Here is a 25,627-nt window from a genome sequence, read left to right on the forward strand (position 1 = left end):
CACGATCATGGCGACAGTGCAAGATCGATCGATTACACGGGAGTCGGATTGTTCGAAGTGTTGTGGGAATCGTGAATCAGCACATGCGTAATCCATGGGGTTGGCTGGAGGGCGCGGGCGTCACCGCGGCCGCCCTGGAAGCACTGCATCAGCAGCTCGACCACGTGGCCCTCACCTCGCTGGTCCACGCCACTCATCTCACCGAGGAGGAAGTAGCGGACGAACTCGTGGATCGGCGGAACCGCTTGGCGGCCGAGCTGGAACTCGGCGACGCGCGACTCACCGGGGAGGAAGGGGTGCGCCGGGTCGGTGACGAACTGGCGAAGGCGCATGCCGTGCTCGCGGAGTCGCTGGCCCGGGCGCCCGCGGAGGTGAGCGCCGCCGACGCCCGCGAGATCGTGGCCGCCGCGATCGCGCGACTGCTGGCGCCCGCCGCCGGGGCGACCGTCGCGGACGAGCCGGCGCTGCCACATGTCGTGGCGGCGGCCTCGGACTATCTGGCCCTGCTGCATCTGTTCGAGCTCGTCGCCGGTCTCCACGAACGGGACTAGAACGGCGATGTCGGCACAGCGGCTCGATGACGCGGCCCGGCAAGTCCGCGCGATCGAATTCGACAGATCCGGACTTCCGATCGTCAACTGACCCAGGAAGCGTTGACGGCCGCCGGGCCTTCCGGCTCGACCCGGCGGCCGTAACGCGGATCGAGGACCACGCGAATGAGTTCGCTGCGCGATTTCACGCCCAGCTTGCCGAAGATCTTGCGGAGGTGGTGGTCGACCGTCCGCGCGCTCAAGACCAGCTGCGCCGCGATCTCCCGGTTGGTGGAGCCGCTGGTGACGGCGTCCACGATGCGTGTCTCCTGCTGCGTCAGTGCGGTGATCCGGATCTCCGGAAGCCCGAAAGTCTCTCCCAGAGCGCGTAATTCGGCGCGGGCACGGTCGGCCCACACGGCGGCGCCGAGCGCCTCGAAGGTGTCGAGGGCCGCCCGCAGCGGCCCGTGCGCCTCCGCTCGGTGCCGTCGGCGGCGCAGATATTCGCCGTACAACAGACGTGTACGCGCGTATTCCAGCGGCCGACCGCCGCGCTCGTGCAAGGCGAGTGCCCGCCGGAACTCGGCGTCGGCCGTGTCGGGAGTGGCGACCAGGGCTCGGCAGCGCGCTGCCACGGCCGCCGCTTCCGGCTGTACCGCCGACGCCACCCGGCGCAGCAGCGGCTCGAGAAATTCGGCGGCCAGATCGGGTTCGCGCGCGTGCACAGCGGCCTCGACCAGATCCGGCGTGTACGTGAGCAGGATGTCCGGATGCGCGAATCCGTTGGGTGGCTGGAGACTCGTCAGCGCGGAATCCGGCCGGCCGGCGGCCAGGTCGAGCAGACCGAGGGCCCGCCGGGCGGTCAGGACGAGATCCCCGAGGCGTCGCGGCACCGCCTCGGCCAGCACGTCGTACGCGAGTTCGTGGGCGCGCTGCCGTCGCCCAGTGCACGCGGCCAGCACTGCCAGCGCACCGCGATGCCAGCATTTCACGTTGCAGTGCCCGATCCGCTCGGCGAGCCGATAGCCCTCCGCCGCGGCCGCCTCCGCCGCGCGGAATCGCCCGTCGGCGATATCGTCACCGACCGTGTCCTGCAGGGCCCACACGACAATGCCGGTGGCGCCGGTGCTCCGGGCGATCCGCACGGCCTCACGATTCAGTCGCCGCGCGCGTTCCCGATCGCCCAGATCCCGCAGGATTCGGCTCGCCCAGCAGAGCATGACGGGATCGCTGAACGTCTCCACGATCTCCATGTCCGCGGGTGACGCGGCACCGGTCAGTCCCCGTCGCCGCCGGTGCACGCCACGGAACAACCGGAGCAACGCGGTGCGGGCATCGGTGCCGGCGAGCGGCAGACGTTCGACGGCGTCCACGATCTCCGCGGCAACCGGCGTATTCGCGTGGTAGCAGGCCTCGTCGAACAGCAACAGCAGCGGAATCGCCTGCCGCGGATCGGCTTCCAGCGCCTGGGGGAGCAGCGGGCGCACCATGGCCACCGCGTCCGCCGGAATCCCGGTACGCAGCTCTATCAGCGCTCGCAGTCCGATCGTGTTCCGGTGCAACGCATTACCGGCCGATTCTCCCGAGTCGGCCAGTTGCAGAAGGAGTTCCGCCCGGTCGACGTCGCCACTGTTCCACCAGGCGACCGCGGATCGGTGGATCCGCCGGGCGCGAGACTGCCCGGCCGTGCTCAATTCACCCGCGCGAGCGAACAGTGCGGCCGAGGTCTTCGAGGCGACCCGAGCGGCCCGGCGCGCCGCGCGGTCGAGCTGCTCGGCGATCTCGTCGTCCGGGGCGTCCACCGATCGAGCCAGATGCCCTGCGTACCGCTCGTCCTCCTCTCCGGCGGCGCGCAGCGCCGCGGCCAGCGCCCGGTGCGCATTCCTGCGATCGGCCGCCAGAGCGCCGTGATAGACGGCCGAGCGCACCAGCGGGTGGCGGACGGTGATCGTCCCCACATCCGTTTCGGCAATGAGATCGTCCGACTCGTCCAATTCCGTCAGCGAGAACTCACCGATCTCGGCGGCCGCGCGCGCCAGCACATCACGCCGTATCCGACCGGCGGTCGCGGCCAAGAGCAGTAACCGTTGTTTCGGCGACGAGTATTGCTGTATCCGCTCTCCGAAGGCTGTTCTCAACGTGTCGGTCAGCGGTAACGGAGTATCCGTCCAGAGGGTATTCCGCACGGCCTCGGCCGGAAATTCGATAATTGCCGACGGATTGCCGCCGGTCGCTGCCAGGACGGCGTCCTGCTGTTCCGGTGACAACGGCGAAATGCTTCGCTCACGTAGGAGTCGGCGGGCCGCCGAATTATCCAGCGGGCGCACCGGCATATCGTGCACACCCGAAATGGCGAACGGCCGGCGGCCGTCCGATCTCGCCGCCAGCACGAGCATGATCGGCTCGCTGTCCAGCCGCCGTGCGACGAACTCGAGCACATTGCGCGAAGGCTCGTCGATCCAGTGGACGTCGTCGACCGAACACACCACGGGATGTTCGCGTGCCAGCTCCGCGAGCAGGGACAACGTGGCCAGGCTGACGAGGAACCGGTCCGGTGCCGGGCCTTCCGCGAGCCCGAAAACCACCCGCAGCGCGCTCGCCAGCGGCGCCGGCAACCGATCGGCCCGGCCCGATACCGGCAGCAGCAATTGATGGAGCGTCGCATAACCGAAACGCGATTCGGGCGGCACGCCGGCCGCGCGCAGCACACACGGCCCGGAAGCGGCCGCGACGAATTCTTCGAGCAGCGCACTTTTCCCGACTCCCGGCTCGCCGTGCACGAGCACGGCCGCGCCGTGGCCGGTGCGTGCGCTTTCGTGCAGTGCGGCAAGTGCCGCCAGTTCGTTTTCGCGTCCCAATAACACCCGACCAGGCTAACCGGACTCTGTCTCCGCAATATTCGCCAGCTCCGGGAAGTTTTTCGGATGTGCCGCCGCCGGGTCCCAACCTGCTATTTTCGGCCACGTTTCGTGCCGCGGAGTTCCAGAATGGTTCGGGTGAGCTCGGCGCGTGAACTCACCCGCATCTTGACGAATACTTTGCGCAGATGATATTCGACCGTGCGCGGGCTCAAAAATAGCTGGGCCGCGATTTCGCGGTTGGTGAGTCCGGCGGCGACGGCATCGGCGATCCGGGACTCCTGCGCGGTGAGGGGCGTCGAGTCGTCGAGCGGGAAGCCCCTCGGGGTTTCGCCCGCGCCCCGCAGTTCCTGCCGGGCCCGGTCCGCCCACACGACCGCTTGCAGCGACTCGAAGGTCTCCGCCGCGGAGCGCAGCGGAGCGCGGGCCTCCGTCGGGCGGCGTTCGCGGCGCAGGTATCGGCCGAACAGAAGCTGAGTTCGCGCCTGCTCCAACGGCTGATCGACCTGCGCGTGCAAGGCCAGCGCCCGCCGGAACTCGTCGGTCGCGGTGTCCGGCGCGGCGAGCAGTGCCCGGCACCGGGCGGCCAGGGCGCTCAGCTCCGGCAGATCGACGGCGTCGGCCCACCGGTTGAACGCCGCGACGGGTTCGGCGATCAGGTCACGCCGATCCGCCTGCACCGCCGCCTCGACCAGGTCGGGGACGTTGGCCATCGCGAGGGGCAGATAGGACCCGTCCGGTCGCGAGCGCAGGTGTGCCAGCGCCTGTTCGGGGCGTCCGGCGGCGAGATCGACCAGCCCGAGCGCCCGATGTGCCGCGGCCACAGCGCCTTTCATGCCGCGCGAGGTGCCCTCCTCGATCACCTCCAGCGCGCGTCGCCGGGCCGGTTCGGCCCGGCCGCGCAGCGCGTCGAGCACCGCGAGCGAGCCGCGCAGCGCCAGGCCCGCGTTGACCTGTCCGGTCTCCGTCGCGAACTGGCGGCCTTCCTCGGCGAAGGCCTCCGCCGAGCGGAACCGGCCGGCCGCGACATCGTCGTCGGCCACCCGCCACAGGGCCCACGGCAGAAACACCGCCGCGCCGCGCCGCCGGGCCTGCTGCATGGCGAGCCGGCTCAACCGCCGCGCGCGATCCTTGTGCCCGAGACTCAGCATGAAGCCACTGGCCCACCACAGGTGGGCCGGATCGCTCAGCTGCTCCACCGCGTCGAGGTCACCGGGCGCCAATCCGGCCGCCGACCCGGCACGGACCCGGCAGCCGCCGCGCAGGAGCCGGGCGAGCACGTTCTCGATCCCGTCGCCGACCGGCGCGAGCCGTTCCGCCGCCGCGGCGAACTGGGCCCACACATCGGCATCGGCGCAGTAGGCGGCCTCGTCGAAGAGCACCAGCAGCGGCAGGGCCAGCGAAATGTTCGCCTCGGCCGCCGGAACGAGAACCGGCCGCAGCAACGGCAGCGCGGCGGCCGGATCGCCGACGTGCAGTTCCAGCGACGCCGACAACCAGGTGACGTCCCACCGCCGCGGCTCCGCACGCGCGCCGCCCGCCGACATCGTTGCGGCGCGGTCGAAGTCGCCGCTGGTCCACCACGCGGCAGCCGATTCGAAGCGCCGGCGCGACCGTAGCGGGCCGGGCGCGCTCAGTTCCGCGCTCCGCGCGAGCAGCGCCGCGGCGGTCGCCGAACTGACCCGGGCGGCACGGTAGGCCGAGCGCTCCAGTTCCCGGGCGACCGCCTCGTCCTCGCCGTCGGTGGCCCAGCCCAGATGCCACGCGCGCCGTTCGGACACATCGCCGTCGCCGCGCAACGCCGCGGCCAGCGCGCCGTGCGCCCGGCGCCGTGCGGCGGAATCCGCGCCGCTGTAGACCGCCGAGCGAATCAGCGGGTGACGGAACGCCACCACCGAGTTCTCGTCGACGACGAGCAGATCGTCGAACGCGCCGAAGTCGATGTCGTGCCAGTCCACCGCCGGATCCAGCACGGCGAGGGCACGGCGCAGCACCTCGCCCCGGGCATGGCCGTCGGCCGCGACCAGCAGCATGAGCCGCTGGATGTGCTCGTCGTGCTGGCGCACCCGGAACAGGAACGCGTGCCGCAGTTCCTCCGCGAGCGGCAGCAACTCCGTCGCGACATTCGCGCGCAGGACGGCGGCCGGAAGTTCCCGCAGCGCCAGCGGATTGCCGACCGCCGCGTTCAGAACGGTTTCCTGCTGGTACGGCGACAGCTCCGCACCCGGCCCCGCGCGCAGCACTTCCCGCGCCGACGCCCGGTCCAGGCCGGTCACCGGTACTTCGAGGGTGCCGCTGTCCGCGAGCGCGCCGGGCCCGTCGCGCGTGGCCATCAGCAGGGCGACCGGTTCGGTCGCCAGCCGACGCGCCACGAACCCGAGCACGTGCCGCGAGGGTCGGTCGGCCCAGTGCGCGTCATCGACCAGGAACGCCAGCGGCCGCTCCTCGGCCAGCTCGGAGATCAGCGACAGCGTCGCCAGACCGACCAGGAAACGGTCCGGCGTCGCGCCGGGCGCCAGCCCGAAGATGGTGCGCAGGGCACCGGCCTGCGGTGCGGGCAGCCGATCGAGCATGGCGAGCGCCGGTGTGAGCAGCCGATGCAACATCGCGTAACCGAGATCGGACTCCGGTTCGACACACGACACGCGCAGCACGCGCAGGCCCGAAACCCGGTGCACCGCATCGTTCAGCAACGCGCTCTTCCCGATGCCCGGATCCCCGTGCACCAGCGCGGCGCCGCCGTGGCCGCCGACGGCTCGCCGCAGCAGGTCTCGCAACAGGGCGCGTTCGTTCTCCCGTCCGTGCAACACCGGCCCGGGGTTGCCGGTCACCGTGCCGCATGCCGAATCACGCGAGGCTCTTCTCCTTACCTTGACGGCTCAATGTTAGGTGGTCGCGAGTGGTGTTGGCCAGTGGAAGTAGGATTCGTGGTCGTGACCGTCTCGAGGACCCGGCGCCCGCCGGAGGAATCGCGCCGGCTGATTCTCGACGCCGCGTCCGCGTTGCTCGCCGAAGGCGGCGTCGCCGCCGTGCAGGTGCGCGCGGTGGCCGCCCGGGTCGGCATGACCGACGCCGGGGTGACGCATCATTTCGGCAATCGCGAGCAATTGCTCGCCGAACTCCTCCGGTACGGCGGGCACCGGTTGCGCGCCGAACTCGACGAGGTGCTCACCGCGTGGCGGGAGCGGGACGCGGATCTGCTCGAACTCGTCGAGTCGCTGGAAGGCTTGTACCGCAGTGGTTTAGGAGATCTCGCGGTGGCGCTGCACGCGGCCGGGTGGCGGGATACCAATACGGGCATGCTCGATTCCGTCGTCGACGCGCTGCACCGGCTCCGGCCCTCCGGAAGTTCCCGGCACGACACCCAGCTCGCCGTCGCGGCCCTGCACCAGGCGATGGCGACGGAGGTCCTGTACGGCAAGGACTTCCGGCGCAGCGCCGGTCTGGTCGGCCCCGACGCCGACGATTCGCACGCCCAGGTGCGCTGGTGGGCCCGCCAACTTCAGGTGGTACTCGGAATCGAGCCGAGCCGAGATCGGTAGGGCCTCGGCGCTCGTCTCCGGGCCGCCGTGTCGATCTCCGGAGTTCTCGTTCGACCTACGGAATGAGAGGGGCCGCTACAGGGCCCGGACGAACTATTCGAGCGAGGAAGAACATGGGTATCAGCGATCTCGAGGTACTGGTCGGCTCCTGGAAACTCACCGGGCGCACGAAGAAATCCGAACACGACGATGTCGCCGGGGAACTCACCGCGACGCGAATCCTGAACGGGCAGATGCTGTCTCTGAGCGGGAGCATGCGGATCGGCGGCACGGAAATCCACAGCCTGGAATTGATCTGGCCCGACGACACCGGGTCGGGCTTCGCCGCGCACGTGTATTCCGGCGCGGGCGCCCCGCTGGACTATCGGTGGCGCCGCGACGGAGACACCCTGGTCCACGCCGGTCTCGGTATGACCTACACCGGCACCATCAGCCCCGACGGCGCCACCATCGCCGGCACCTGGCGGCCCGACCCCGATCGGCCGGACATGGCCGACGCCGAGTACGACGCCACCATGCGCCGGGTCTGAAACCGCACGGCCGCAAGGGGAAACGGCCGCGCGAGTGACCGCCGACGCCCGCGGGTTCACGGGTCGACCGGGGGTTGGAGGCTGATGCGGTCGGCGAGGTCGTCGACCGCGTCGGCGTCGGCGTAGGCCTCGGTGGTGAGTTCCAGGATCGCCGCCCAGCGTTCGATGCGGGGTGTCCAGCGCGCGATGTAGGCGCGGGCGTGCTCGAGTTCGGCCGGTGTGCCGCCGTAGCGTGCGCGCTCCTCGGCCTCGGTCGCCGCGCGCACGGTGGCCTGCGCGAGGAACAGTTGCTCGCGGCAGTGGTCGGCGTCGGGCACCTCCTCGCGCACGGTCGCGGCCTCGACCCGCAGCGTGTTGATCAGCCCGCGCAGCCGCGGGTCGGCCGGTGCGCCCGGCGGCGCGGCGGTGCCCGCGGCGATCGCCCGGTCGCGGCGCTCGCGGCGGCGCGCCTCGCGCTTCTCGATCAGCGCCTGCTCCCTGCGATAACTCTCGACGTCGTCGCCGGTGATCGCGGGGCAGCTCAAAGCCGCTGTCGCGGACAGCTTCTCGACGCCTTCGTGATCGCACACGAGCAACCTGATCCGGTCGAGCGGCGGGTCCGGGTCCGGACGTCCTTCCAGACGCGCCTCCAGCACCTCGTAGCGGTGTTCCGCGACGATCTCGTCCGCGATCTGGTCGAACACGGCGGTGCCGACCTCCACGTAGGTCTCGCAGGTGCGCCCGGTCACGGGGTCGGGGGTGCCCAACTCGCCGTGTCCGGAGTCGACCGGGCGCTCGCCGTCGCGGCCCGAGCCCACGATCTCCCAGCTGTAACGCCCGCCCGCCGCGGGCAGCAGTGGTTTCACAGGGCAAGCGTAGGCCCGCCTGACATTTCGGCGGGCTGTGTCGTCGGTAGGTCGAGACACTTTCCGCCGAAGCAGGAGTTGGACAATGATCAGGATCGGCATCATCCTCGGCAGCACCCGGCCCAATCGCAGGGGTCCGCAAGTCGCGCAGTGGGTGCTGGAGAGCGCGACGCGGCGCGGCGACGCCGAGTACGAGCGGATCGATCTCCGCGAGCATTCGCTGCCGCATCTGGACGAGCCCGCACCGCCGATGGCCGGGCCGTCGATCCACGAGCACACGCGCGCGTGGGCCGCGCGGATCGCCGCCTTCGACGGCTTCGTGATCGTCACCCCGGAGTACAACGGCGGCATGCCCGGAGTGCTGAAGAACGCCATCGACCACGTGTGCGGCGAATGGGCCGACAAGGCGGTGGGATTCGTCTCCTACGGCGTGAGCGGCGGCGCCCGCGCGGTGGCGCAGTTGCGGGTGGTGTGCGGCTCGCTGGGCATGGCCGATGTGAGCCGCCCGGTGGAGATCTCGCTGCTCACCGATTTCGAGAACCACACCACCTTCACGCCCCGCGAGCACCATGCCGCCGCCCTGGGCCGAACCCTGGACCAACTGCTCGCCTGGAGCGCCGCGCTCGCCCCGCTGCGCGCCGACACCGTTCTCGCCGACCACTGAGGAGCCCCATCATGACCGTCTCCACCGATGCCGAACTCCGCCGCTCGATCGACAAGGTGATCGAGGGCCTGCGCGCCAAGGACCTCGAGGCCGTCCGGCAGGCCTACACCACCGATGTCGTGTCCTTCGACGTCGAGCCGCCGCTCCAGCATGTCGGGATCGCCGCGAAACTCGAGAACTGGGCGAAGGTGTTCATGTTCTTCGAAACCGTCGACTACGAGATCCGCGACCTCACCTTCACCCTCGGCGAGGAGGTCGCGTTCGGCCACGCCTTCGCCCGCCTCAGCGGCACCACCAAGGACGGAGTGCCGGCGAAGGGCATGTGGGTGCGCGTCACCTACGGCATGCGCAAGATCGACGGCGTCTGGCTGATCGCGCACGACCAGGTCTCGGTACCGTTCGACCTCGCGACCGGCAGAGGGGTGGTCGACCTGGAGCCCTGACGGTGTGCCGGGGCTTCCGAAGCGGCGCTAGGGGTTTCGCTCGAGGACGAGTCGCGCGGGGTCGGAGCGCCGGGCGTACCCGGCCGGGTCGATGCCGCGCAACCGGCAGTGCTCGGCGAGCTCGCCGGTCAGCAGCACGTCGGTGTGCGCGAGCGCGGGGACGGAGTCGGCGCCCAGAATCACCATCACCTGCCGGATCTGGGTGAGCCAGTCGTCGATCTCCGCGATCAAAGCCTCGACGCCGCCGGCTTCGAGCACCGAGAGGAAGTGGCCGGCGACCCCCACCGCCCGGGCTCCGAGCGCCAGGCTGCGCACCACGTCCAGGGGTGTCCGGACGCCCCCGGACGCGAGCAGCGCGACGTCGTGTCGCCGGGCCGGCTCCGCCGCGTCGATCAGGCAGGCCGCGGTGGATTGGCCCCAGCCGCTCAGGGCGCCGAACTCGGAGCCGGGTCGCCGGGCGTTCTCGATCGAGGCGAAATCGGTTCCGCCCCGGCCGGAGACGTCGACGATCCGCACACCCAGATCCGCCAGCCGGGCGACGGTGTCACCGCTGATGCCGAAGCCGACCTCCTTGACGATGACGGGGACGCCGACCGTCCGGGCAAGCTCGGCGATATTGCGCGGCCAGGCCGAGAAGTCCCGGTCGCCTTCGGGCATCACGATCTCCTGCACGGCGTTGACGTGTATCTGCAAGGCGTCGGCTCGCAGCAGATCGATGGCTCGCGCCGCCAGCCGCGGCGTCGCATGGGCATTGACGTTGGCGATCAGGTAGCCGTCCGGATTGTGCCGCCGCAGCACGCGATACGTCTCGGCCACCGAGTCGTCGGCCAGGTACGCGCTCATCGAGCCGGACGCGATCGCCACGCCGGTCTCGCGGGCCGCGATCGCCAGGGCGCGGTTGATCTCGCCGGTGCGGGCGCTGCCGCCGGTCATCGCGTTGATGTACAGCGGCGCCCGCCACCGCGCGCCGCCCACCTCGGTGGCCGGTGAAACCCTGTCCTCGGCGGTGCCGCGCAGCGCGTGGTGTACGAAGGTGATGTCGTCGAACGGACTGCGCCGGTGCTCGCCCGCGCAGGCGCGTTGCTGTGCGACGGCGAGCCGGACGTGGTCGTCTTTGCGGCTGGCGTAGGTCACCTATTTCCCTTCGTCACTGCGGGATTCGTCGGCGCGGGGTCCGGCCCGCATCGCTCCGGAACCTTCGGAACCGGTTGATGCACGCGGAGATCCAGCGGTTCGATGGCGGCGTCGCGCCAACGCCGCCGCAGCGTGGGCGCCACGGCCGGATCGGCCAGCGCGATCCCGCAGTCGCCGCCGCCCGCACCGGAACTCTTCGCCACGGCGCCGAGTTCCTCGGCGATGCGGCGCAACCGGGTCAGTTCGGGGCTCTCGATCGCCACTCCGGACAGGGCCGTCAAACCGCGCAGCAGCCGCCCGGCGGTGGCCAGCGCGCCGGTGATCGCGCGCGGGTCGGCACGGTCGCACCCCGCCGCCAACTCGTCGACGCAGTGCCCACTCGCGGCGACGAATTGCCGGTACTCCGAAGGATGTTCCGCCACAGCACGTTTCATCGCCTGCACCAGAGCGCTCGAGCGAGCCGGCCGGCCGACCCAGCCCACCTGCAACGACAGCTCTCGCGGCGGCCGTATCGACCGGGCCTCCAGCAGCGGCCACGCTCGCGTCACCAGCGCCGCGAGCGAGTGACCGGGTCGCCGCAGCGCCGCGGCCAGCGCCGCCCGATCGGGTGTGCGGTAGTACACCCATCCGCCGCGCGCCGACGCCGCGACGTCGCCACCGGAACAGTGCGGATCCACCGAGAAGGTCGCCAGCAGCGCCAGTTTCAACTCCGCCTCCGCATCCAGCGACAGCCGGTACGCCCGGGCCGCGGCCCGCACGACGGCGACCGTGACCGCCCCGGAGGAGCCGAGCCCGAATTTGCGCCCGGTCACCGAATCGTCGAGCTGCGAGTCGATATCCAGATCGAACCCCACCGGTTCGCGACCGGCTTCCGCGGCGTAGCGGTCCACCGCGGCCAGCGCCGCCAGCACGTGGGTCGGTCCCGCGGTGTCCGCGTGCGGCACGGGTTCGAAAAGCATTCCACGACGGACGAATTCGACAGCACGGTCGGGAAGGTGGCCGCTCGTGATGGTGCGACGCGCCGCTCCGGTCATCCGCAGCCGCGCCCGCACATAGCGGTCGACACAGATCAGGACGGCCGGGCTGCCCGGCTCCAGCACCGCGTATTCGCCTGCGACATAGAGCTTGCCGGGAACATCGACGACGATCATCGCAGCCCGTTCGGTCCGGCGCCCGCGCTCGCGGACCTGCGCTCGGCCAGTGCGGCACCGGGCCCGGAGGTGGTCACCACCACCCGCCCCGGCTCCCCGGCCACCTCGGCGATCGCCTCCGCGACCACCGCGCTGTCCCGCCGATCGCAGAGCACCTTCACATTCGGCCCGGCGTCCATGGTGGCCCAGGCCCCGATACCCGCGGCGCGCAACGCCAGCACTCGGTCCAGCACCCGCAGCGACGCGGGGGCCAGATAGCGGACGGCCGGGCGGGCGCCGAGCATGGTCGCGTGCATGCCGAGCGCGTTCGCCTCGGCGATCTCGCCGACGGTCGCCAGGTCGCCGGCACGCAGCGCGCACATCATCCGGCTCAGGTCGTGGGCCGAGGTCTCGACCCACGGCCGGTAGAACGGCGAGGTGGATACGGTGCGGCGCATGGCTTCCCGGCTGGATACCCGTTTCTCGCGATCGTCCACCACCGCCACGACCAACGCCGGTGTCACCAGCGGCGCGTCGATCGGCTCGGCGAAACTGCTTCGATCACCCGCCGCACCCAGGCCGTCACCGCGCCACCACACCGCGAAACCGCCGCAGATCGATCTGGCCGCGCTGCCGGACCCGCGGCGGGCCAAGCGGGACAGGGCCGCCCGGTCCAGGTCCAGCCCGTAGGCGGCCGACGCGGCGGTCGCCAGGGCGGCGAAGCCCGCCGCGGAGGAGGCCAGCCCGGCTCCGGTCGGGACGGTATTCACGGTGTCCACCACCGCGTTCCGGCGGTCACCGGACAGTTCGCGCACGAGATCGAGGAAGCGGGACACGCGGCCCGCGAAGGCATCGGGCGCCGGCTCACCGGCGACGGAAACCCGGTCGCTCCCGAGCTCCGACACCACCGTCACGGTGGTCGTGGTCGGAAACTCCCGCAGGGTCAGCGACAGGCTGGTGGTGGTCGGCAGATGCAGGGCCTCGTCGCGCTTGCCCCAGTACTTGATCAGCGCGATGTTCGGATTGGCCACCGCCGCAACAGGTTCGCCGGTCATTCGCGCACCGGGTGCAGCGGGACGCGGAAACAGTGCGGTGCGCCCGCGGTGTGCAACGCCCGCTCGACGGCGTCGGGATCGGCGGCCAGGGCGATGATACAGCCGCCGAGCCCGCCGCCGGACAGCTTGGCGCCCAGGGCGCCGCCGTCCAGCGCGGCCGCCACCAGCGTGTCGATCGCCGGGCAGCTGACGCCGAGCCGACGCAGCAGACCCTGGTTGACGGTCATGGCGTGTCCCAGTTCGGTCCACCGGCCGTGCTGGAGATCCTCGGCCGCGCCCGCGGTGAGGATGGCCACGCGATCCAACAGCTCGGTGCCCTCGGCGCCCAGCGCGGCCAGGCGGCGTCGCGCCGTGGCGACGGCCCGCCGGGTACTGCCCGCCACGCCGGTGTCGGCGACCACGAGGACGGGCCGGTAGTGGGGGCCGTCGGCGACCGCGAGGGGCCGCACCGCACCGTCGTGGAACCACAGCGGCCCGCCCGAGCCGATGACGGTGCGCGCGTCGACCCCGCTGGCCTTGCCGTGCGCGAGCGCCTCCGATTCCTGGATCAGCGTGAACAGCGTGTCGTCGGCCAGCTTCCGGCCGCCCAGGTCCGCTACCGCCTCGATGATCGCCGCCGCGATGGCCGCGCTGGAGCCGAGCCCGCGCGCGGGCGGGATGGCGCTGCGCACGGTGAGAACCAAGCCCCTGTCCCGCGTCCGCAGGTGCGTGCAGACCGCCGACACCGCCACCCGCGACACCGCGGTGTCACCGAACCGGGAGGTGAGCCCCTGGCCCGCCCGGTGCGTCGACTCGATCACGACCGGACCCTTCGACCGGCGGGCGGTGGCGGTCGCCGCCAACTCCGGCACGGGCATCGAGATGGCCGGCCGGCCGTAGACCACCACGTGCTCGCCGAACAGGATCAGTTTGGCGGCGGCGCGGCCGGTTCCGGTCGCGCTGTCGCCGGTGGCCGGGACGCCCGCCCGGCCGGCTAGCATCGATCGGACGCTCGGCAGCAGCCAGCGGCCGCAGGGCCGCGATCGTCCTGCGGTCATCGTCATACCCGAATCAACCGGCGCGCCTGATAGATACGCGAATGCTCGCGCACCGCGTGCAGCCGGAAGGGACCGGCGCCGCGCGACTCCAGCGTGAACGACGAACCGTCCTCGGGCAACTCGGCCTCCCGGAGCTGCCGATACCGCTCGTAGCCGACGGGCTCCCGCCGCGCGATGGCCGCCTGATTGGCGGCGGTGCGCAGGCGCTCCCGGTAGCCCGGCACCACCGACATCCCGAAAAACTCCGCCACACAACCGGATCCGTAGCTCAGCAGCGCCACCGAACGGCCGCTCAGATCCTCCGCGTGGTCGAGCAGCGACAGCAGGCCCACGAACAACGACGCCGTGTAACTGTTGCCGATCATGCGGTTGTACACGGTGAAGTGCGCGAGATCCGCGTCCAGGCGCAGGCGGTCCGGGGCGACGCCGTTGATCTCGAGCAGTCGGCTGTGGGCCTTGTAGGCCATCTTGGTGAAGGGCTGGTGGTAGCAGAAGGCCGCGAACTCGCCGAGCGATCGGCCGCCGTGCGCCTCGTAGTCCTTCCAGGCCTGCTCGACCGCCTCGAGATAGACCGACACCGACAGCTTGCCGTCCACCACCGGTGTCGTCCGATAGTTGGGTCGCCAGAAATCCTGCACGTCGGCGGTGTAGAGACCCGATCCGGGCTCGAGCACCGCCACGGCCGGATCCGCCGACACCAGCATCGCCACGGCGGCCGCGCCCTGGGTGGCCTCGCCGGCGGAGTCGACGTCGTACTTCGCGATATCGCTGGCGAGGACCAGCACCCGGTGGCCGGGATCGCGGTGCACGAGCCCGGCGGCCAATTGCAGCGCCGACGTGCCGCCGTAGCAGGCCTGCTTCAGCTCCACGGCCCGGGTGCACGAGGGCAACCCCAGCAGCTCCTGCACGTAGACCGCGGCCGCCTTGGACTGGTCGACACCGGTCTCGGTGGCCAGTAGCACGGTGCGAATGTCGTTGGCGCCGTGCTCGGCCACGATCTGCTGGGCCGCGGCGGCGGCCATGGTGACGATGTCCTCGTCGGCGGCCGGAACGGTCTGGCGATGCTGGCCCAGGCCGATGTAGTACTTGTCGGCCGCGACCCCGTGCCGGACCGCCAACTCGGCCAGGTCCATCGCGTAATGCCCGGTCGCGAGCGCGATGTCGTGTATCCCTACCGCAACGGCCACTTCAGTTCTCCCTGTCCGATGGCGAGCGTTCGAAATGCAGATGGGTCCGCATCAATTCCCCCGGATTCGTCTGGGCCGCCAGCAGCGACAGCTCGCCGCACAGCACCGAGGCCGCGATCACCACGGCGAGCCGGCGGGCGTTCGCGCCGGTCTCGCGGTCCGCGCGGCACCCCAGCCGGGTGAGATTCGCGGTGACGAAATCCAGCGATTTGCCGTTGCCGACGGTGCCGACGACGAGATTCGGCAGCGTGCACGAGAAATAGAGATCGCCGTCCCGGTCGTCGGCGTAGGTGATGCCCTGCGAACCCTCGACGATATTGGCCGCGTCCTGCCCGGTCGCCAGGTAGACCGCGAGCAGCATGTTCGCGTAGTGCGCGTTCGCCGTGCGGACGCCGCCGGCCAGATTCGTCCCGATCAGGTTCTTGCGGACGTTGAGGTCGGCCACCCGGCGCGCGGTGGTGTGCAGCCGATTCTCCACCACGGTGCGCGGAATCAGGATTTCGGCGACCACGTTCTTGCCCCGACCGAGGATGCCGTTGACCGCGGACGCCTTCTTGTCGGTGCAGAAGTTCCCCGACACCGATTCGTAGTGCAATCCGGGGATCGTGTGCACGATGTGGGTCAGCAGGGAATCGGCGGCGAGCGTCGCCATATTGTGTCCGGCCGCGTCGCCGGTAGCGAATTCGAAGCGCAGGAACAGCAGATTGCCGGCGATCTGGTGATGTATGTCCAGCAGTTCCGCGTACCGGCTGCATTCCGAGACGATCCGGCGCAGGTCGGCCCTCGTGGCCCGGAGCCGGCGGACGGCCGCCAGTGCGGTACCCGCGTCGTCGGCCTCCAGCAGTACCGACCGGGTCATGCGCTCGTCCACCAGCGTGCAGACGACGCCGCGGTCGCAGAGCCGGGATATCTTGGCGCCCCGCGACACCGACGGCCACAGCGGCGACTCGTAGGTCGCCATCGGAACCTCGACGGATTCGTCCAGCACATTACCGGTGATCTTGATCGGGCCCACCCACCGCAGCGGGACGGCGGCCACCCCGGCCCGGTGTTCGATGTCGGTCATCGACGGACTCCCGCTATTCCGGCTTGCGGGCGGCGACCAGCGAGATGCCGCACAGGCCGCCGCCGAGGACGTCCCACTGCCGCCGGGCGCCGATCAGGTTGCGATGCGCCTCGCGGGGACGCAGACCGGCCTTGCAGGCGAGCCACGACGGTCCGGCGAAGAGGCCCGCGGCCCGGCGCAGCCGGCGTGCGGAGCGCATCGCGTGCGTGGTCACATCGCGATCGACGATGTCGACGAAGCCCGCTTCCTTTGCCGACGTGCGGAATTCGTCGATCGTGTCGAGATCGGGGAAGGCCCACGCATCGGCCCAGTCGAGAATCAGCGCCTCGTCGCGCGCCGGGAGATCGCGGCGGAACCGGAAGCCGTCCTCCACGGCCACCCGGCCGCCCGGCCGCAGCACACGGAACGCCTCGCGCAGGAAATCGCCCTTGTCGCGGGCGTAGCAGACACTTTCCTGCGCCCAGACGACATCGAAGGAGTCGTCGGGAAATCCGGTGTCGCTGTAGTCGGCCGACCGGAACTCCACTCGCTGCGAGAGCGACCGCTCGGCCGCGTAGCCGCGCGCCTTGCCGACCTGGAACTCGCTCAGCGTGATGCCCACGACCGTGGCGTCGTACCGCTCGGCCAGCCACATCGAGGAGCCGCCGACGCCGCAGCCGGCATCGAGCACCCTGGCGCCGCGCGGGATTCCGGCGAGGGTCGCCAATTCGTGGTTCATCCTCAGCAGCGAGGCGGCGTGGTCGACCGTGCGGGCGTCCCGATACCCGTAGTGCATGGCGCGGTTCGTCTTGTTCATCCAGACGCCGCGATAGTCGTACCAGGTCTTGCGGTAATAGTCCGCGATCCGCGCGTGATCCGGTGTCGTCATCGAAATCTCTCCCACCGTGCCGGTCGATATCAGGACGCGCGTTCGACGGCGCGATGAACCAGATTGCGCAGGGCGGCGTTCGCGGGACCGGCGGGCAGCGCGTCGAGTTCGCCGAAGGCGCGATCGACGTAGCGGCGCAGGTCGACCTGGGCGCGCTTCATGCCGGGCGAACGCAGCAGCAGCGCAAGGGATTCGGCCACCTCCGCGTCCCGCGACGGCGGCGTGGCCAGCAGGTCGCGCAGCCGGTCCGCGTCGGGACCCTCCTCGCGCAGTGCGTACAGCACCGGGAGCGTGTAGACGCCCTCACGGAGGTCGGTGCCGGGCTGCTTGCCCGATTGGTCCGCGGTGGAGGCGATGTCGATGATGTCGTCGGCGATCTGGAAGGCCACGCCGATGGCGTCACCCATCCGGCGCACCCGCTCCACCTGTTCGGGCTCGGCCCCGGAGAACATCGCGCCGAACCGGCCCGAGGTGGCGATCAGCGCGCCGGTCTTCTCCCACACCACTCGCAGATAGTGTTCCACCGGGTCCTGGTCCGGCCGCGCTCCGGCGGTCTCCCGCGCCTGTCCTGCCACCAGCTCGCCGAAGGTGTCGGCGATGATGGCCACGGCTTCGGCGCCCAGATCCGCGCACAGCCGGGAGGCGTGGGCGAAGACGTAGTCGCCGGTGAGGATGGCCATGTTGTTGCCCCACAACGCATTGGCGGTCGGTGCGCTGCGCCGCAGGTCGGCCTCGTCCATCACGTCGTCGTGGTAGAGCGAGGCCAGATGGATCAATTCCACGACCGCCGCGGCAACCGGCACGTCCGGGCTCTCGGGGCGGGGACCGAGCTGCGCGGCGAGGATCGTGAACAGCGGGCGGAAGCGTTTCCCGCCCGCGTCGGAGAGGTGCCGGGCCGGTTCGATCATCAGATCGTGTCCCCGCGCGAAGCGGTCGTCGAGAATGGCTTCCGTCGCCGCGAGTCCCCGGGTCACCGCGGCGGCGAGTTCGGGGTCGCTGAACAGCGTGCCCGCCGCGAAGCCGGCGTTGTGCGTTTTGCGAGTGTCAACCATTTTCGTCACCTTTTTTGCGGGCGTGCATTCGACCGGCATGGCCGCGTGATATCGCGATGCACAAAAGCGTTCGCCGACCCTCGTCGATAACAGTGCTCGAATTGCTCCTGCCATATCGCGACCGACGATACCGATCCGCGCGGCCGATCCGAGGCGGCCGCAACGGAATTGGCAGTAGCTTGTCAGCGTGGTGATGGCCGCGGCGCACCTCACAGCGAAACGGACAGCGCTGCAAGCTTTCTGCGGCCGGGCCGCGCACCGTGCGGGGTGGCGGGCCCGAGTTCCGCACGGGGACAGCAAGAACTTGTCATGGCGGCCGCGAAGCGCGCGAATGACGGCGGCTGCCGACCGGCCTGTTATATAGTCGAGATGCGCAGGGGCGAAGGGGGTCTGGTCTGTGCGGCTTCGTCCTATGAGATGTACGAGAGTCAGGTAGGCGCAGTGGTCGAAAATTCTTTCAGTAGCGTTGCTCCGGTCAGTTTTTCGGCACCCGAGGAAAGTCGCATAGCCGGTGGCTATCGTATTCCGGCGCTGGTGGATCGACATTCCGAGCTCGACGAGCTCGGCCGCTTGATCGCCGATCCCCGGATCCGCCTGCTCACCCTCACCGGCATCGCGGGCGTGGGCAAGAGCCGGCTGGCCGCGGCTCTGCTCGAGGTCGCGGCCGAGCGCGGCTACCGCACCGCGGCGGTGGACATCGCCGAGCGCACCGACCGGCGCAACGCCTGGATCGCGGCGGCGGCCACCTGCTGCCGTATCGTGCACACCCGCGGCGACGACGAGCCCCGGCGGGCAATCCTGTTGCTGGACAACTGCGATCGCCTCGCCGCGGAGATCACCGGCGACATCGCCGCCGCGCTGTCGCGGTACCCGCACCTGCTCATCCTGGTCACCAGCCGCCGCGCCCTCGACATGTATCAGGAGTGTCTGGTCAAGGTGCGGCCGCTGGCCTGTGCCTCCGGCGCCTCGACGGACCTGTCCGGTGCTGCCCGGCTGGTGCTCGACAGCATCGACACACGGTGCCGCGGCGTGGCCGCCACGGTGGACCACGCGACACTGGAGGCCATCGTCGCCGCGGTCGGCGGCGTGCCGATGGCCTTGGAACTGGTGGCCACCACCATCGGCCGGATCGGGGCCGGGCGCACCCTGGAGCGGATCACCGCGGGGCTGCCGTTGATGCCGTCGCCGTACGTCGATATTCCCCAGCGGCACCGCACGATTCGCGAATGCGTCGAATGGGGCCTGGCCGATCTGGACGACTACACCTACGAAATGCTGCTGCACATCGGGATGTCCGAGGTGCTGACCGACTTCGAAGAACTGATCCTGCTCTGTGGCGAACGCAAAGACGCTGCCACGCAGTCGATCTCCGAGCTGGTCGCGCGGAGCCTGGTCGACCAGGGCGTTGCCGCCGACGGCCACTACACCTACGCGATCTCCGGCCTCACCCGTACCTACTGCCGCGAAGTGCTGAACGCCGACCCGCGGATCCGCACCCGCGTCCGGCGCTCGCGGGCCCGGGCCCTGTCCACGCTCGGTCTCGAGATCGGGCGGCAGCTGGCGGAGCCCGAGCACCGCGCCGCCGCCCTGCCGCTGGTCGATCGATGGCTCGCCGACCTGGTCGCCACCGTCCACTTCCTGATCGAGGACGGTGACGCCGCCCGCGCCGTGCGCTTGCTGGCCGCGCTCGAGGACGCCTGGATCTGCCGGGGCATGCTGGCCGAGGCCGAGGCGATCGTGCTCTCGATCCCGGACCGGGCCGACGCCGACGTGTCGGCGCGCTGCTGGGAAGTGGCCGGGCGCTGGGCATTTCGAGCAGGCCGGTTCCAGGACGCGGTCCGGCTGCTGATCCAGGCGGCCGAATGCGGCCCGGCCCACCGGAATCGCGTGGCCCCGCACCTGGGCGCGGCGTACCGCGAGACCGGTGATTACGGGCGGGCACGCGCCGAGCTGGATCGAGCGCTGCTCGGGCATCCGGGACCCGAGGAACGGGAAGCGGCGGAGTTCGCGCGCGAACTGGCCGACCTCGGCGAGTCTCCGCTGCGCGACGACCACGCCTGGTCCAGCCTGCGCGACCGCGCCGCGGGTCTCGTCCAGCGGCGCGACCGGTTGACCGTCCTGAACGCGCTCGGCCGCACGCTGCTGCGGGCCGACGCCCCGCACCGGGCGCTGGAGGTGTTCCACCTCGTGCTGCGCGCCCCCGACCCCGAGGCGAATCTGCTCGAGACGGTCGGCGCGCTCGACGGCTGCGTGTGCGCCTATCGCGCGGTGGGTGCGGAGTATCCGGAACAGATCCAGCGCTTCTCGGCCGCCGCCCGCTGGCTCCGGGACACCTACGCGCTCCCGCGGCCGACGGACGCCGCGCCGCGCCTGGTCGACGCCGGTCTGGAATGCCTTGCCGAACACGGCGATCCGTCCGACCCGGCGCTCGACTCGCTGCGCGAGGTCGACGAGGCCATCGCCTACGCCCTGGCGACTCCTTTGCTGTCGACGGCCGACATCGACTCCCCGGTCTCCCGGCTCACCAAGCGTCAATTGGAGGTGGCACATCTGGTGGCGGAGGGGATGACCAACCGGATGATCGCTACTCGGCTCGGCATTGCCGAATGGACGGTGATCAATCATCTCCGGCAGGTGATGATCAAGCTGGATTGTCCGTCGCGGCTGCATGTCGCGCTGGTGATGGAACGGGAATCCCAGCAGTCCGCGTGAGGCGCCGATTGCCGCGGGCGAAGGCCTACGGCAAATGTCTGTCATAGGCTTCCGGCCATTCCTCGACTTATATGGAGCTGTAACGCGTTCGGCGCGTGCGAGAGGAACGCATGACGATATCCGAGACGGTCGTTTCGGCTCGCGGAATTTCGCGGGAGTTTCGCCTCGGCGACACCGTCGTCACGGCGGTCGAGCCCTGTGACGTCGAATTGCGATCGGGGTGCATGGCCGCGATCGTCGGCAAGAGCGGAAGCGGTAAGTCCACGTTGTGCAATCTGCTGTCCGGCATCGACCGGCCGACCACGGGGACCGTGTCCATTCTCGGTCGTGATTTGGCCGGACTGAGTGCGGGGGAGACGGCGGAATTCCGCGCCCGCCGCATCGGATTCGTGCTGCAACGGGACAATTTGATTCCCTGGCTGACGATCGAGGAGAACGTCGCGGCCCCGCTGATGTTCGGCGGCGCGACCCGGCGCGCGGCACTCGCGGCCGCCCGCGCGGCACTGGACACGGTCGGGCTGGCCGACCGGGCGCGCTCGTGGCCCAACCTGGTTTCCGGCGGTGAGGCGCAGCGCGCCGCGGTGGTGCGCGCGTGTATCGGCCGGCCCGCGGTGGTGTTCGCCGACGAGCCGACCGGCGCCCTGGACCGGCACAACGGCGAGCGGGTGCGGGAACTGCTGCGCAAGGTGATCCGGGAGGCGAACGCGGCCGCGGTCCTGGTCACCCACGACCCGGACGTCGCCGCCGACGCGGATGTGGTGTGGCACATGGCCGATGGGGTGCTCGACCGAGGCGGGCCGGCGTGAGGCGCGGCGGCGCGGTGGGGCTGGTCGTCCGGGCCCTGGCGCGCGCGTGGCGGCACCGGCCGATTCGGCTCGTCGCCGCGCTGGCGGGCGGGGTCGGCGGCGTGGTGATGACGGTCGCGGTGCTCACGATTTCGGTCCCGGTGCTCCTGTCGGCGCGTTCCGCGCCGATCGACGCGATCGCCCCGGACGTCGTCGCGGTGTCGGCCAAGGCGCCGGCCGGGCTGTCGGCCGAGACGCAGGCCCGGCTGAGCGCCGCGACCGGGGCGCTCACGTCGCGAATGTCGCTGGCCAACACCAACCTTCGCGGTCCCGACCGGCGGTTCGTGCCGGTCCGGGTGGTCGGCGTGGATGCCGGGCTGCCGAACATGCTGTCCGGCAACGCGTTTCCCCGGGTCGCTCCGCTGGGCACGGGCGAGGTCTATCTGCCGCGCGCGTGGTCGGCGGCGCAGCACATCGACAAGGGCGACAGCATCGAGATCGCCACGCCGACCGGCGTGCGGGTGTGGCGCGTGGCCGACCTGATCGACGGCGACCTCGGCAACAGCGGTGCCGCGGCGGTGATGTCGCTGGCCGACCTGGCGAGCGCCTTCGACCGCGGGTCCGCCGTCGACATCGTGCTGCTGCGGGCGCCGGGCGGCGCGGCAGACGATCTCGGCGACCGTGCCCGGGCGGCCGCCGCCGACCTCGCCGTGGTCGGCTCGCCGGACCGGATCTTCGACAGCTACTCGCGGATCTTTCGCACGCCGCTGCTGCTGATCTGGATGTTCCTGGGGATCGGGGTGCTCACCGGGGCCGTCGTCATCCTGCTGACCTGGCGGCTGGCGCTGGCCGACGCCCGACCGATGCTCGCGCGCATGCGGCTCGCCGGGGCCCGCACCACAGATCTGCTCGCGGGGTCGGGCCTGGTGCTGGTCCCGATCATGGTGTGCAGCTACGCGATCGGCGCGGTGCTCGGCCTCGCCACCGGCCACGCTCTGGATTCGATCGGCACGCAGCTGACGAACTTCACCCAGCAGGCGCTGCGGCCGGGCTCCAACTACCCGATCCCGCTGCTCGGCGGCGCGATGGCCTGCGCGGTGATGTTCGGCGCCGCCTGGTTGTCGGGCCTGTCGCGGCTGCGGCGCGTGACCGCGATCGATGCCGTCACCGGTCGCGACCGAACACCGTTGCGGGCCGGGGGATTACGAGTCCCGCTCGCGGTGTCGGCGGTGAGCGTGGTGGCCGCGGCGGCGGCCATCGCCTGGGCCCGCCGGATTTCCGCGCCCACGCTCTCGGCCGTCGTCCACGGATTGGCGGGGCCGCCGCTGATCCTCGGCGCGGCGCTGCTCGGCGTCGTCCTGCCGGTCGTGGCGGGCGTCGCCGTCCGGACGTGGAGCCGGCGGCCCGGCGGGCTGGTGGTGGGCCGGCAGCTCCAGGTGCAGTGGCGTCGGAATGCCGCGCTGGCAACGACTTTCGCCATCGCCCTGGTCACCTCCGTCGCGATGTCGGGCGCCTCGCTCAGCATGCGGCACGAACTCGACGCCTCGATGGCACGATGGACGCGGGCCGACGTCTACGCGCAGGCCGCGCCGATCGGGCAGAACCTGTCCAGCGAGACGTTTCCCGCGAGCCTGGCCGCCGAGATCCGGGCGGTGCCGGGCGTCACGGCGGTGTACAGCTTCTCGTGGGCCGCGGCGGTCGTCAACGGCAGCCGCTACCAGATCTGGTCGCTGGCCGGCGACATCGCGGCGGGCACGGCGACCCGCGTGCTGGACGGGCCGGACGACGCGATCGCCCGGTTGACCGGCGACCGCATCGCGGTGGCCTCGAATTTCGCCCGCACCCAGCACGTGGGAATCGGTGACACGCTGTCGATCCCGACGCTCGACGGCATGCGCTCGGCGACGGTCGTCGCCGTGCTCGACGACGCGGCCTCCGACGGCGGCGCGATCTTCGTCGGTGACGACCTGTTCCGCCGGGTCGCGGGCGACGTCGGCGTCTACGCCTACGGCGCCACGGCCGCCGCGGAGCACCGCGCGGCGGTGACCGCCGAGCTCGAAACGCTGCTCGCCCAGCGCTATCCGCGCGCCGCCGTGCTGGATCGCGACGCCTACCGCGCGGGCGTGAGCTCGATGCTCGCGCGGCTGATGAGCTCGTTCGGCGTCTTCTCCTGGGTGATGTACGCGGTCGCCGCCGTGGTCGGGACCACGACGCTGGCGTCGAACATCGACGAGCGGCGGCGCGGGCTGGCGGTCAGCCGCCTGGTGGGGGCGTCCGGCCGCGCTGAAGGACGGATGCTGGCGGGCGAGGCGTCGATCATCGGCGCGTGCGCCTGGCTCGTCGCGGCGCCCTGCGGTGTGGCGATGACGGTGGTGATGGTGGGCGCGCAGGCGTTGCAGAGCGGCATCGTCGCGCCGCCGGCGGTGCCGTGGCCGATGCTGGCCGCTGGCCTTCCCGTCACCCTGCTCACCGTCGCGGCCGCGCTGCGACTCGCGCGCCGATCGGCCGGATCGCTGCCGGTGGCCGCCGTGCTCGCCGACGAATGAATCGAAACCTGTGCTGCCCGTGGAGGATCAAAAATGCCCAAGCCCAAGAATATCGGTGCGATGCTCGACTGGCACGCGGACAAACGCGCGCAAACGGTGTTCCACCTGGATCGTCCCTTCGACATCGCCCCCTGGGACGGCACCGTCTTCGACGGCGCGGCCGCGGCGCGGCTGGTGCACGACGCGGCGGCGTGGCTGTACGCGGCGGGGGCGCGGCCCGGTGCCCGGGTGGCCATCGTGAAGGACAACCACTACGACATCCTCCTGCTCGCCGCCGCGGCGGCCCGGATCGGCGCGGTGCCCGCCCTGCTCTCCGCGGCCGCTCCGCCGGAGACGTTGCGGCACTTGGTCGCCGAGGTGGAGCCGACGGTCACGGTCGCGTCGGCCGCGTCCTATCGGGCCCTCGCGGACCCGGGCCGGGAGGGCTCGGAACTCGGCCGGGTCGTCGTCACGGGGGCGGGAACCGAAGAGATCGACGATGTGCTGCGATTCGAGGACCTGCACGGCGCGCCGCCCGCGCCGGTGCGGATGCGCGGCGACGACGAGGCCGCGATCGTCTGCCACACCTCCGGCACCACCGGCCTGCCGAAATTGGTGGTGCACTCCACGCAGAGCCTGCACGACGCGAACCGGCTGGACTCCCTGCGGTCCCCGGTCCTCGCCAGCGGCCGCCGCGACGTGTTCGGGTCGGCGATCTCCTTCGTCCACGCGCGCGCCACCGGAACCTTCGGCGCCCAGTTGGTACACCCGCCGTCGAAGCTGGTCGTCCTCTCCGATCCGGGGATCGAGAACGTCACGCGCGTCCTGTCGAACTACCGGGTGACGATGCTCGAGGCATCCCCGAACGTCTTCCTGCACTGGCAGCCGCTGACCCGGTCGAACCCGGGGCTGTTCGAGCGAATCCGGCTGTACTTCAACACCTTCGACCTCATCCACCCCTCCACCGTCCGCGCTTTCCTCGACGCCTCGCGGCGCCGCTTCCCGCTGTGGCTGCAAGGCTGGGGGCAGAGCGAGACCGGACCGCTCACCGCCGCCGTCTACAACCGGACGCGAGTCAAGCGGCTGCGCAACAGATCCACCGTGACCAGCGACGTCGGCTGGACCGTGCCCGGCTTCAGCCGCGTCCGCGTCGTCGATCCGGTGACCGGCGCCCGGCGACGGCCGGGAAAGCCCGGCCTGCTGCTGTCCGCCGGCCGCGGCCGCTGCATCGGGTACCTGGGTGAGCAGGAGCGTTTCGCGGAAAAGCTGTCCGGAAAGTGGTGGAACACCGGCGATCTCGGGTATCGAGACCTGCTCGGCCGTGTCCGGCTGCTCGACCGCGAGGTCGACATGATCCCGGGACTGAGCGGCATCGAGATCGAGAGCACACTGCTCGACCGGCTTCCGGACGCCACCGAAGTGGTCGTGCTCGGCGCTCCCGGCCGGCTGCCGGTGCCGATCCTGTGTCTGCCCGAGGCGACGATCGACCCCGATCGGTGGGCGCGCGCGACGGCCGGGCTGCCGACTCTCGACAGCCCGATCATCCTGCCCTGGAACGACATACCGCGGACCTCGACGTGGAAGGTGCGGCGACCCGAACTGCGGGAGCTGACGCTGGGATCCAGCGAGACCTTCGGAACCGGCCGCTGGACCTGAAGGGAATG

The 25,627-nt window shown here is 71.0% G+C and carries 20 protein-coding genes; 9 read left to right on the forward strand and 11 right to left on the reverse strand.

Annotated features, from left to right (window positions below; translation table 11 throughout):
* The first annotated feature begins 83 nt into the window (after window positions 1–83).
* Complete coding sequence (locus IU476_RS00090; RefSeq protein WP_195095287.1) at window positions 84–551, forward strand: hypothetical protein; 468 nt, start codon at window positions 84–86, stop codon at window positions 549–551.
* 83 nt (window positions 552–634) lie between these two features.
* On the opposite strand, the gene IU476_RS00095 is transcribed toward IU476_RS00090, so the two are convergent.
* The gene (locus IU476_RS00095) at window positions 635–3,394 is read right to left on the reverse strand and encodes an ATP-binding protein (protein WP_195095289.1); all 2,760 of its coding nucleotides are present in this window, start codon (window positions 3,392–3,394) and stop codon (window positions 635–637) included.
* 86 nt (window positions 3,395–3,480) lie between these two features.
* Window positions 3,481–6,219 (reverse strand): AAA family ATPase, encoded by a 2,739-nt coding sequence (locus IU476_RS00100; RefSeq protein ID WP_195095291.1) that lies wholly within the window; start codon window positions 6,217–6,219, stop codon window positions 3,481–3,483.
* Window positions 6,220–6,321: 102 nt separating this feature from the next.
* Here IU476_RS00100 and IU476_RS00105 point away from each other — a divergent pair, with 102 nt between their 5' ends.
* A complete protein-coding gene (locus IU476_RS00105; protein ID WP_324193795.1) occupies window positions 6,322–6,930 on the forward strand; it encodes a TetR/AcrR family transcriptional regulator in 609 nt (202 codons plus the stop codon).
* A 113-nt stretch (window positions 6,931–7,043) separates the two neighbouring features.
* Window positions 7,044–7,460 carry a DUF1579 domain-containing protein gene (locus tag IU476_RS00110; RefSeq protein ID WP_195095295.1) on the forward strand — a complete coding sequence of 139 codons (417 nt, stop codon included), beginning with the start codon at window positions 7,044–7,046 and terminating at the stop codon, window positions 7,458–7,460.
* 56 nt (window positions 7,461–7,516) lie between these two features.
* On the opposite strand, the gene IU476_RS00115 is transcribed toward IU476_RS00110, so the two are convergent.
* Complete coding sequence (locus IU476_RS00115; RefSeq protein ID WP_195095296.1) at window positions 7,517–8,305, reverse strand: hypothetical protein; 789 nt, start codon at window positions 8,303–8,305, stop codon at window positions 7,517–7,519.
* An 85-nt stretch (window positions 8,306–8,390) separates the two neighbouring features.
* On the opposite strand from IU476_RS00115, the gene IU476_RS00120 reads away from it, so the two are divergent.
* Entirely contained in the window at window positions 8,391–8,969 is a 579-nt protein-coding gene (locus tag IU476_RS00120) for an NADPH-dependent FMN reductase (protein ID WP_195095297.1), read from the forward strand.
* 11 nt (window positions 8,970–8,980) lie between these two features.
* Entirely contained in the window at window positions 8,981–9,412 is a 432-nt protein-coding gene (locus IU476_RS00125; protein WP_195095298.1) for a YybH family protein, read from the forward strand.
* Window positions 9,413–9,439: 27 nt separating this feature from the next.
* On the opposite strand, the gene fni is transcribed toward IU476_RS00125, so the two are convergent.
* The 8 genes from fni to IU476_RS00165 are packed head-to-tail and all read right to left on the reverse strand — an operon-like array spanning window position 9,440 to window position 17,941.
* Window positions 9,440–10,546: a type 2 isopentenyl-diphosphate Delta-isomerase gene (gene fni, locus IU476_RS00130; RefSeq protein ID WP_195095299.1), complete on the reverse strand. Its 1,107-nt coding sequence runs from the start codon at window positions 10,544–10,546 to the stop codon at window positions 9,440–9,442.
* Window positions 10,543–11,697: a phosphomevalonate kinase gene (locus IU476_RS00135; RefSeq protein WP_195095300.1), complete on the reverse strand. Its 1,155-nt coding sequence runs from the start codon at window positions 11,695–11,697 to the stop codon at window positions 10,543–10,545. The genes fni and IU476_RS00135 overlap by 4 nt, the downstream gene beginning before the upstream one ends.
* A complete protein-coding gene (gene mvaD, locus IU476_RS00140; RefSeq protein ID WP_195095301.1) occupies window positions 11,694–12,731 on the reverse strand; it encodes a diphosphomevalonate decarboxylase in 1,038 nt (345 codons plus the stop codon). The genes IU476_RS00135 and mvaD overlap by 4 nt, the downstream gene beginning before the upstream one ends.
* Complete coding sequence (gene mvk, locus IU476_RS00145) at window positions 12,728–13,768, reverse strand: mevalonate kinase (protein WP_195095303.1); 1,041 nt, start codon at window positions 13,766–13,768, stop codon at window positions 12,728–12,730. The genes mvaD and mvk overlap by 4 nt, the downstream gene beginning before the upstream one ends.
* 2 nt (window positions 13,769–13,770) lie before the next feature.
* A complete protein-coding gene (locus IU476_RS00150) occupies window positions 13,771–14,955 on the reverse strand; it encodes a hydroxymethylglutaryl-CoA synthase (protein ID WP_195095306.1) in 1,185 nt (394 codons plus the stop codon).
* Between the two features lies 1 nt (window position 14,956).
* A complete protein-coding gene (locus IU476_RS00155) occupies window positions 14,957–16,021 on the reverse strand; it encodes a hydroxymethylglutaryl-coenzyme A reductase family protein (protein ID WP_195095308.1) in 1,065 nt (354 codons plus the stop codon).
* A gap of 13 nt (window positions 16,022–16,034) precedes the next feature.
* Window positions 16,035–16,889 carry a methyltransferase domain-containing protein gene (locus IU476_RS00160; RefSeq protein ID WP_195095310.1) on the reverse strand — a complete coding sequence of 285 codons (855 nt, stop codon included), beginning with the start codon at window positions 16,887–16,889 and terminating at the stop codon, window positions 16,035–16,037.
* Between the two features lie 29 nt (window positions 16,890–16,918).
* Window positions 16,919–17,941 (reverse strand): polyprenyl synthetase family protein, encoded by a 1,023-nt coding sequence (locus IU476_RS00165; protein WP_195095312.1) that lies wholly within the window; start codon window positions 17,939–17,941, stop codon window positions 16,919–16,921.
* Between the two features lie 534 nt (window positions 17,942–18,475).
* On the opposite strand from IU476_RS00165, the gene IU476_RS36940 reads away from it, so the two are divergent.
* The 4 genes from IU476_RS36940 (at window position 18,476) to IU476_RS00185 (ending at window position 25,619) form a co-directional block, all read left to right on the forward strand.
* Window positions 18,476–20,653 (forward strand): winged helix-turn-helix domain-containing protein, encoded by a 2,178-nt coding sequence (locus IU476_RS36940; RefSeq protein WP_195095314.1) that lies wholly within the window; start codon window positions 18,476–18,478, stop codon window positions 20,651–20,653.
* Between the two features lie 110 nt (window positions 20,654–20,763).
* The gene (locus IU476_RS00175) at window positions 20,764–21,459 is read left to right on the forward strand and encodes an ABC transporter ATP-binding protein (RefSeq protein ID WP_195095316.1); all 696 of its coding nucleotides are present in this window, start codon (window positions 20,764–20,766) and stop codon (window positions 21,457–21,459) included.
* Window positions 21,456–23,984 carry an ABC transporter permease gene (locus IU476_RS00180; protein WP_195095318.1) on the forward strand — a complete coding sequence of 843 codons (2,529 nt, stop codon included), beginning with the start codon at window positions 21,456–21,458 and terminating at the stop codon, window positions 23,982–23,984. Before IU476_RS00175 ends, IU476_RS00180 begins: the two co-directional genes overlap by 4 nt.
* A gap of 33 nt (window positions 23,985–24,017) precedes the next feature.
* A complete protein-coding gene (locus tag IU476_RS00185) occupies window positions 24,018–25,619 on the forward strand; it encodes an AMP-binding protein (RefSeq protein WP_195095320.1) in 1,602 nt (533 codons plus the stop codon).
* Window positions 25,620–25,627 lie beyond the last annotated feature (8 nt).

The organism is Nocardia blacklockiae (assembly GCF_015477355.1).
Classification (GTDB): Bacteria; Actinomycetota; Actinomycetes; order Mycobacteriales; family Mycobacteriaceae; genus Nocardia; species Nocardia blacklockiae.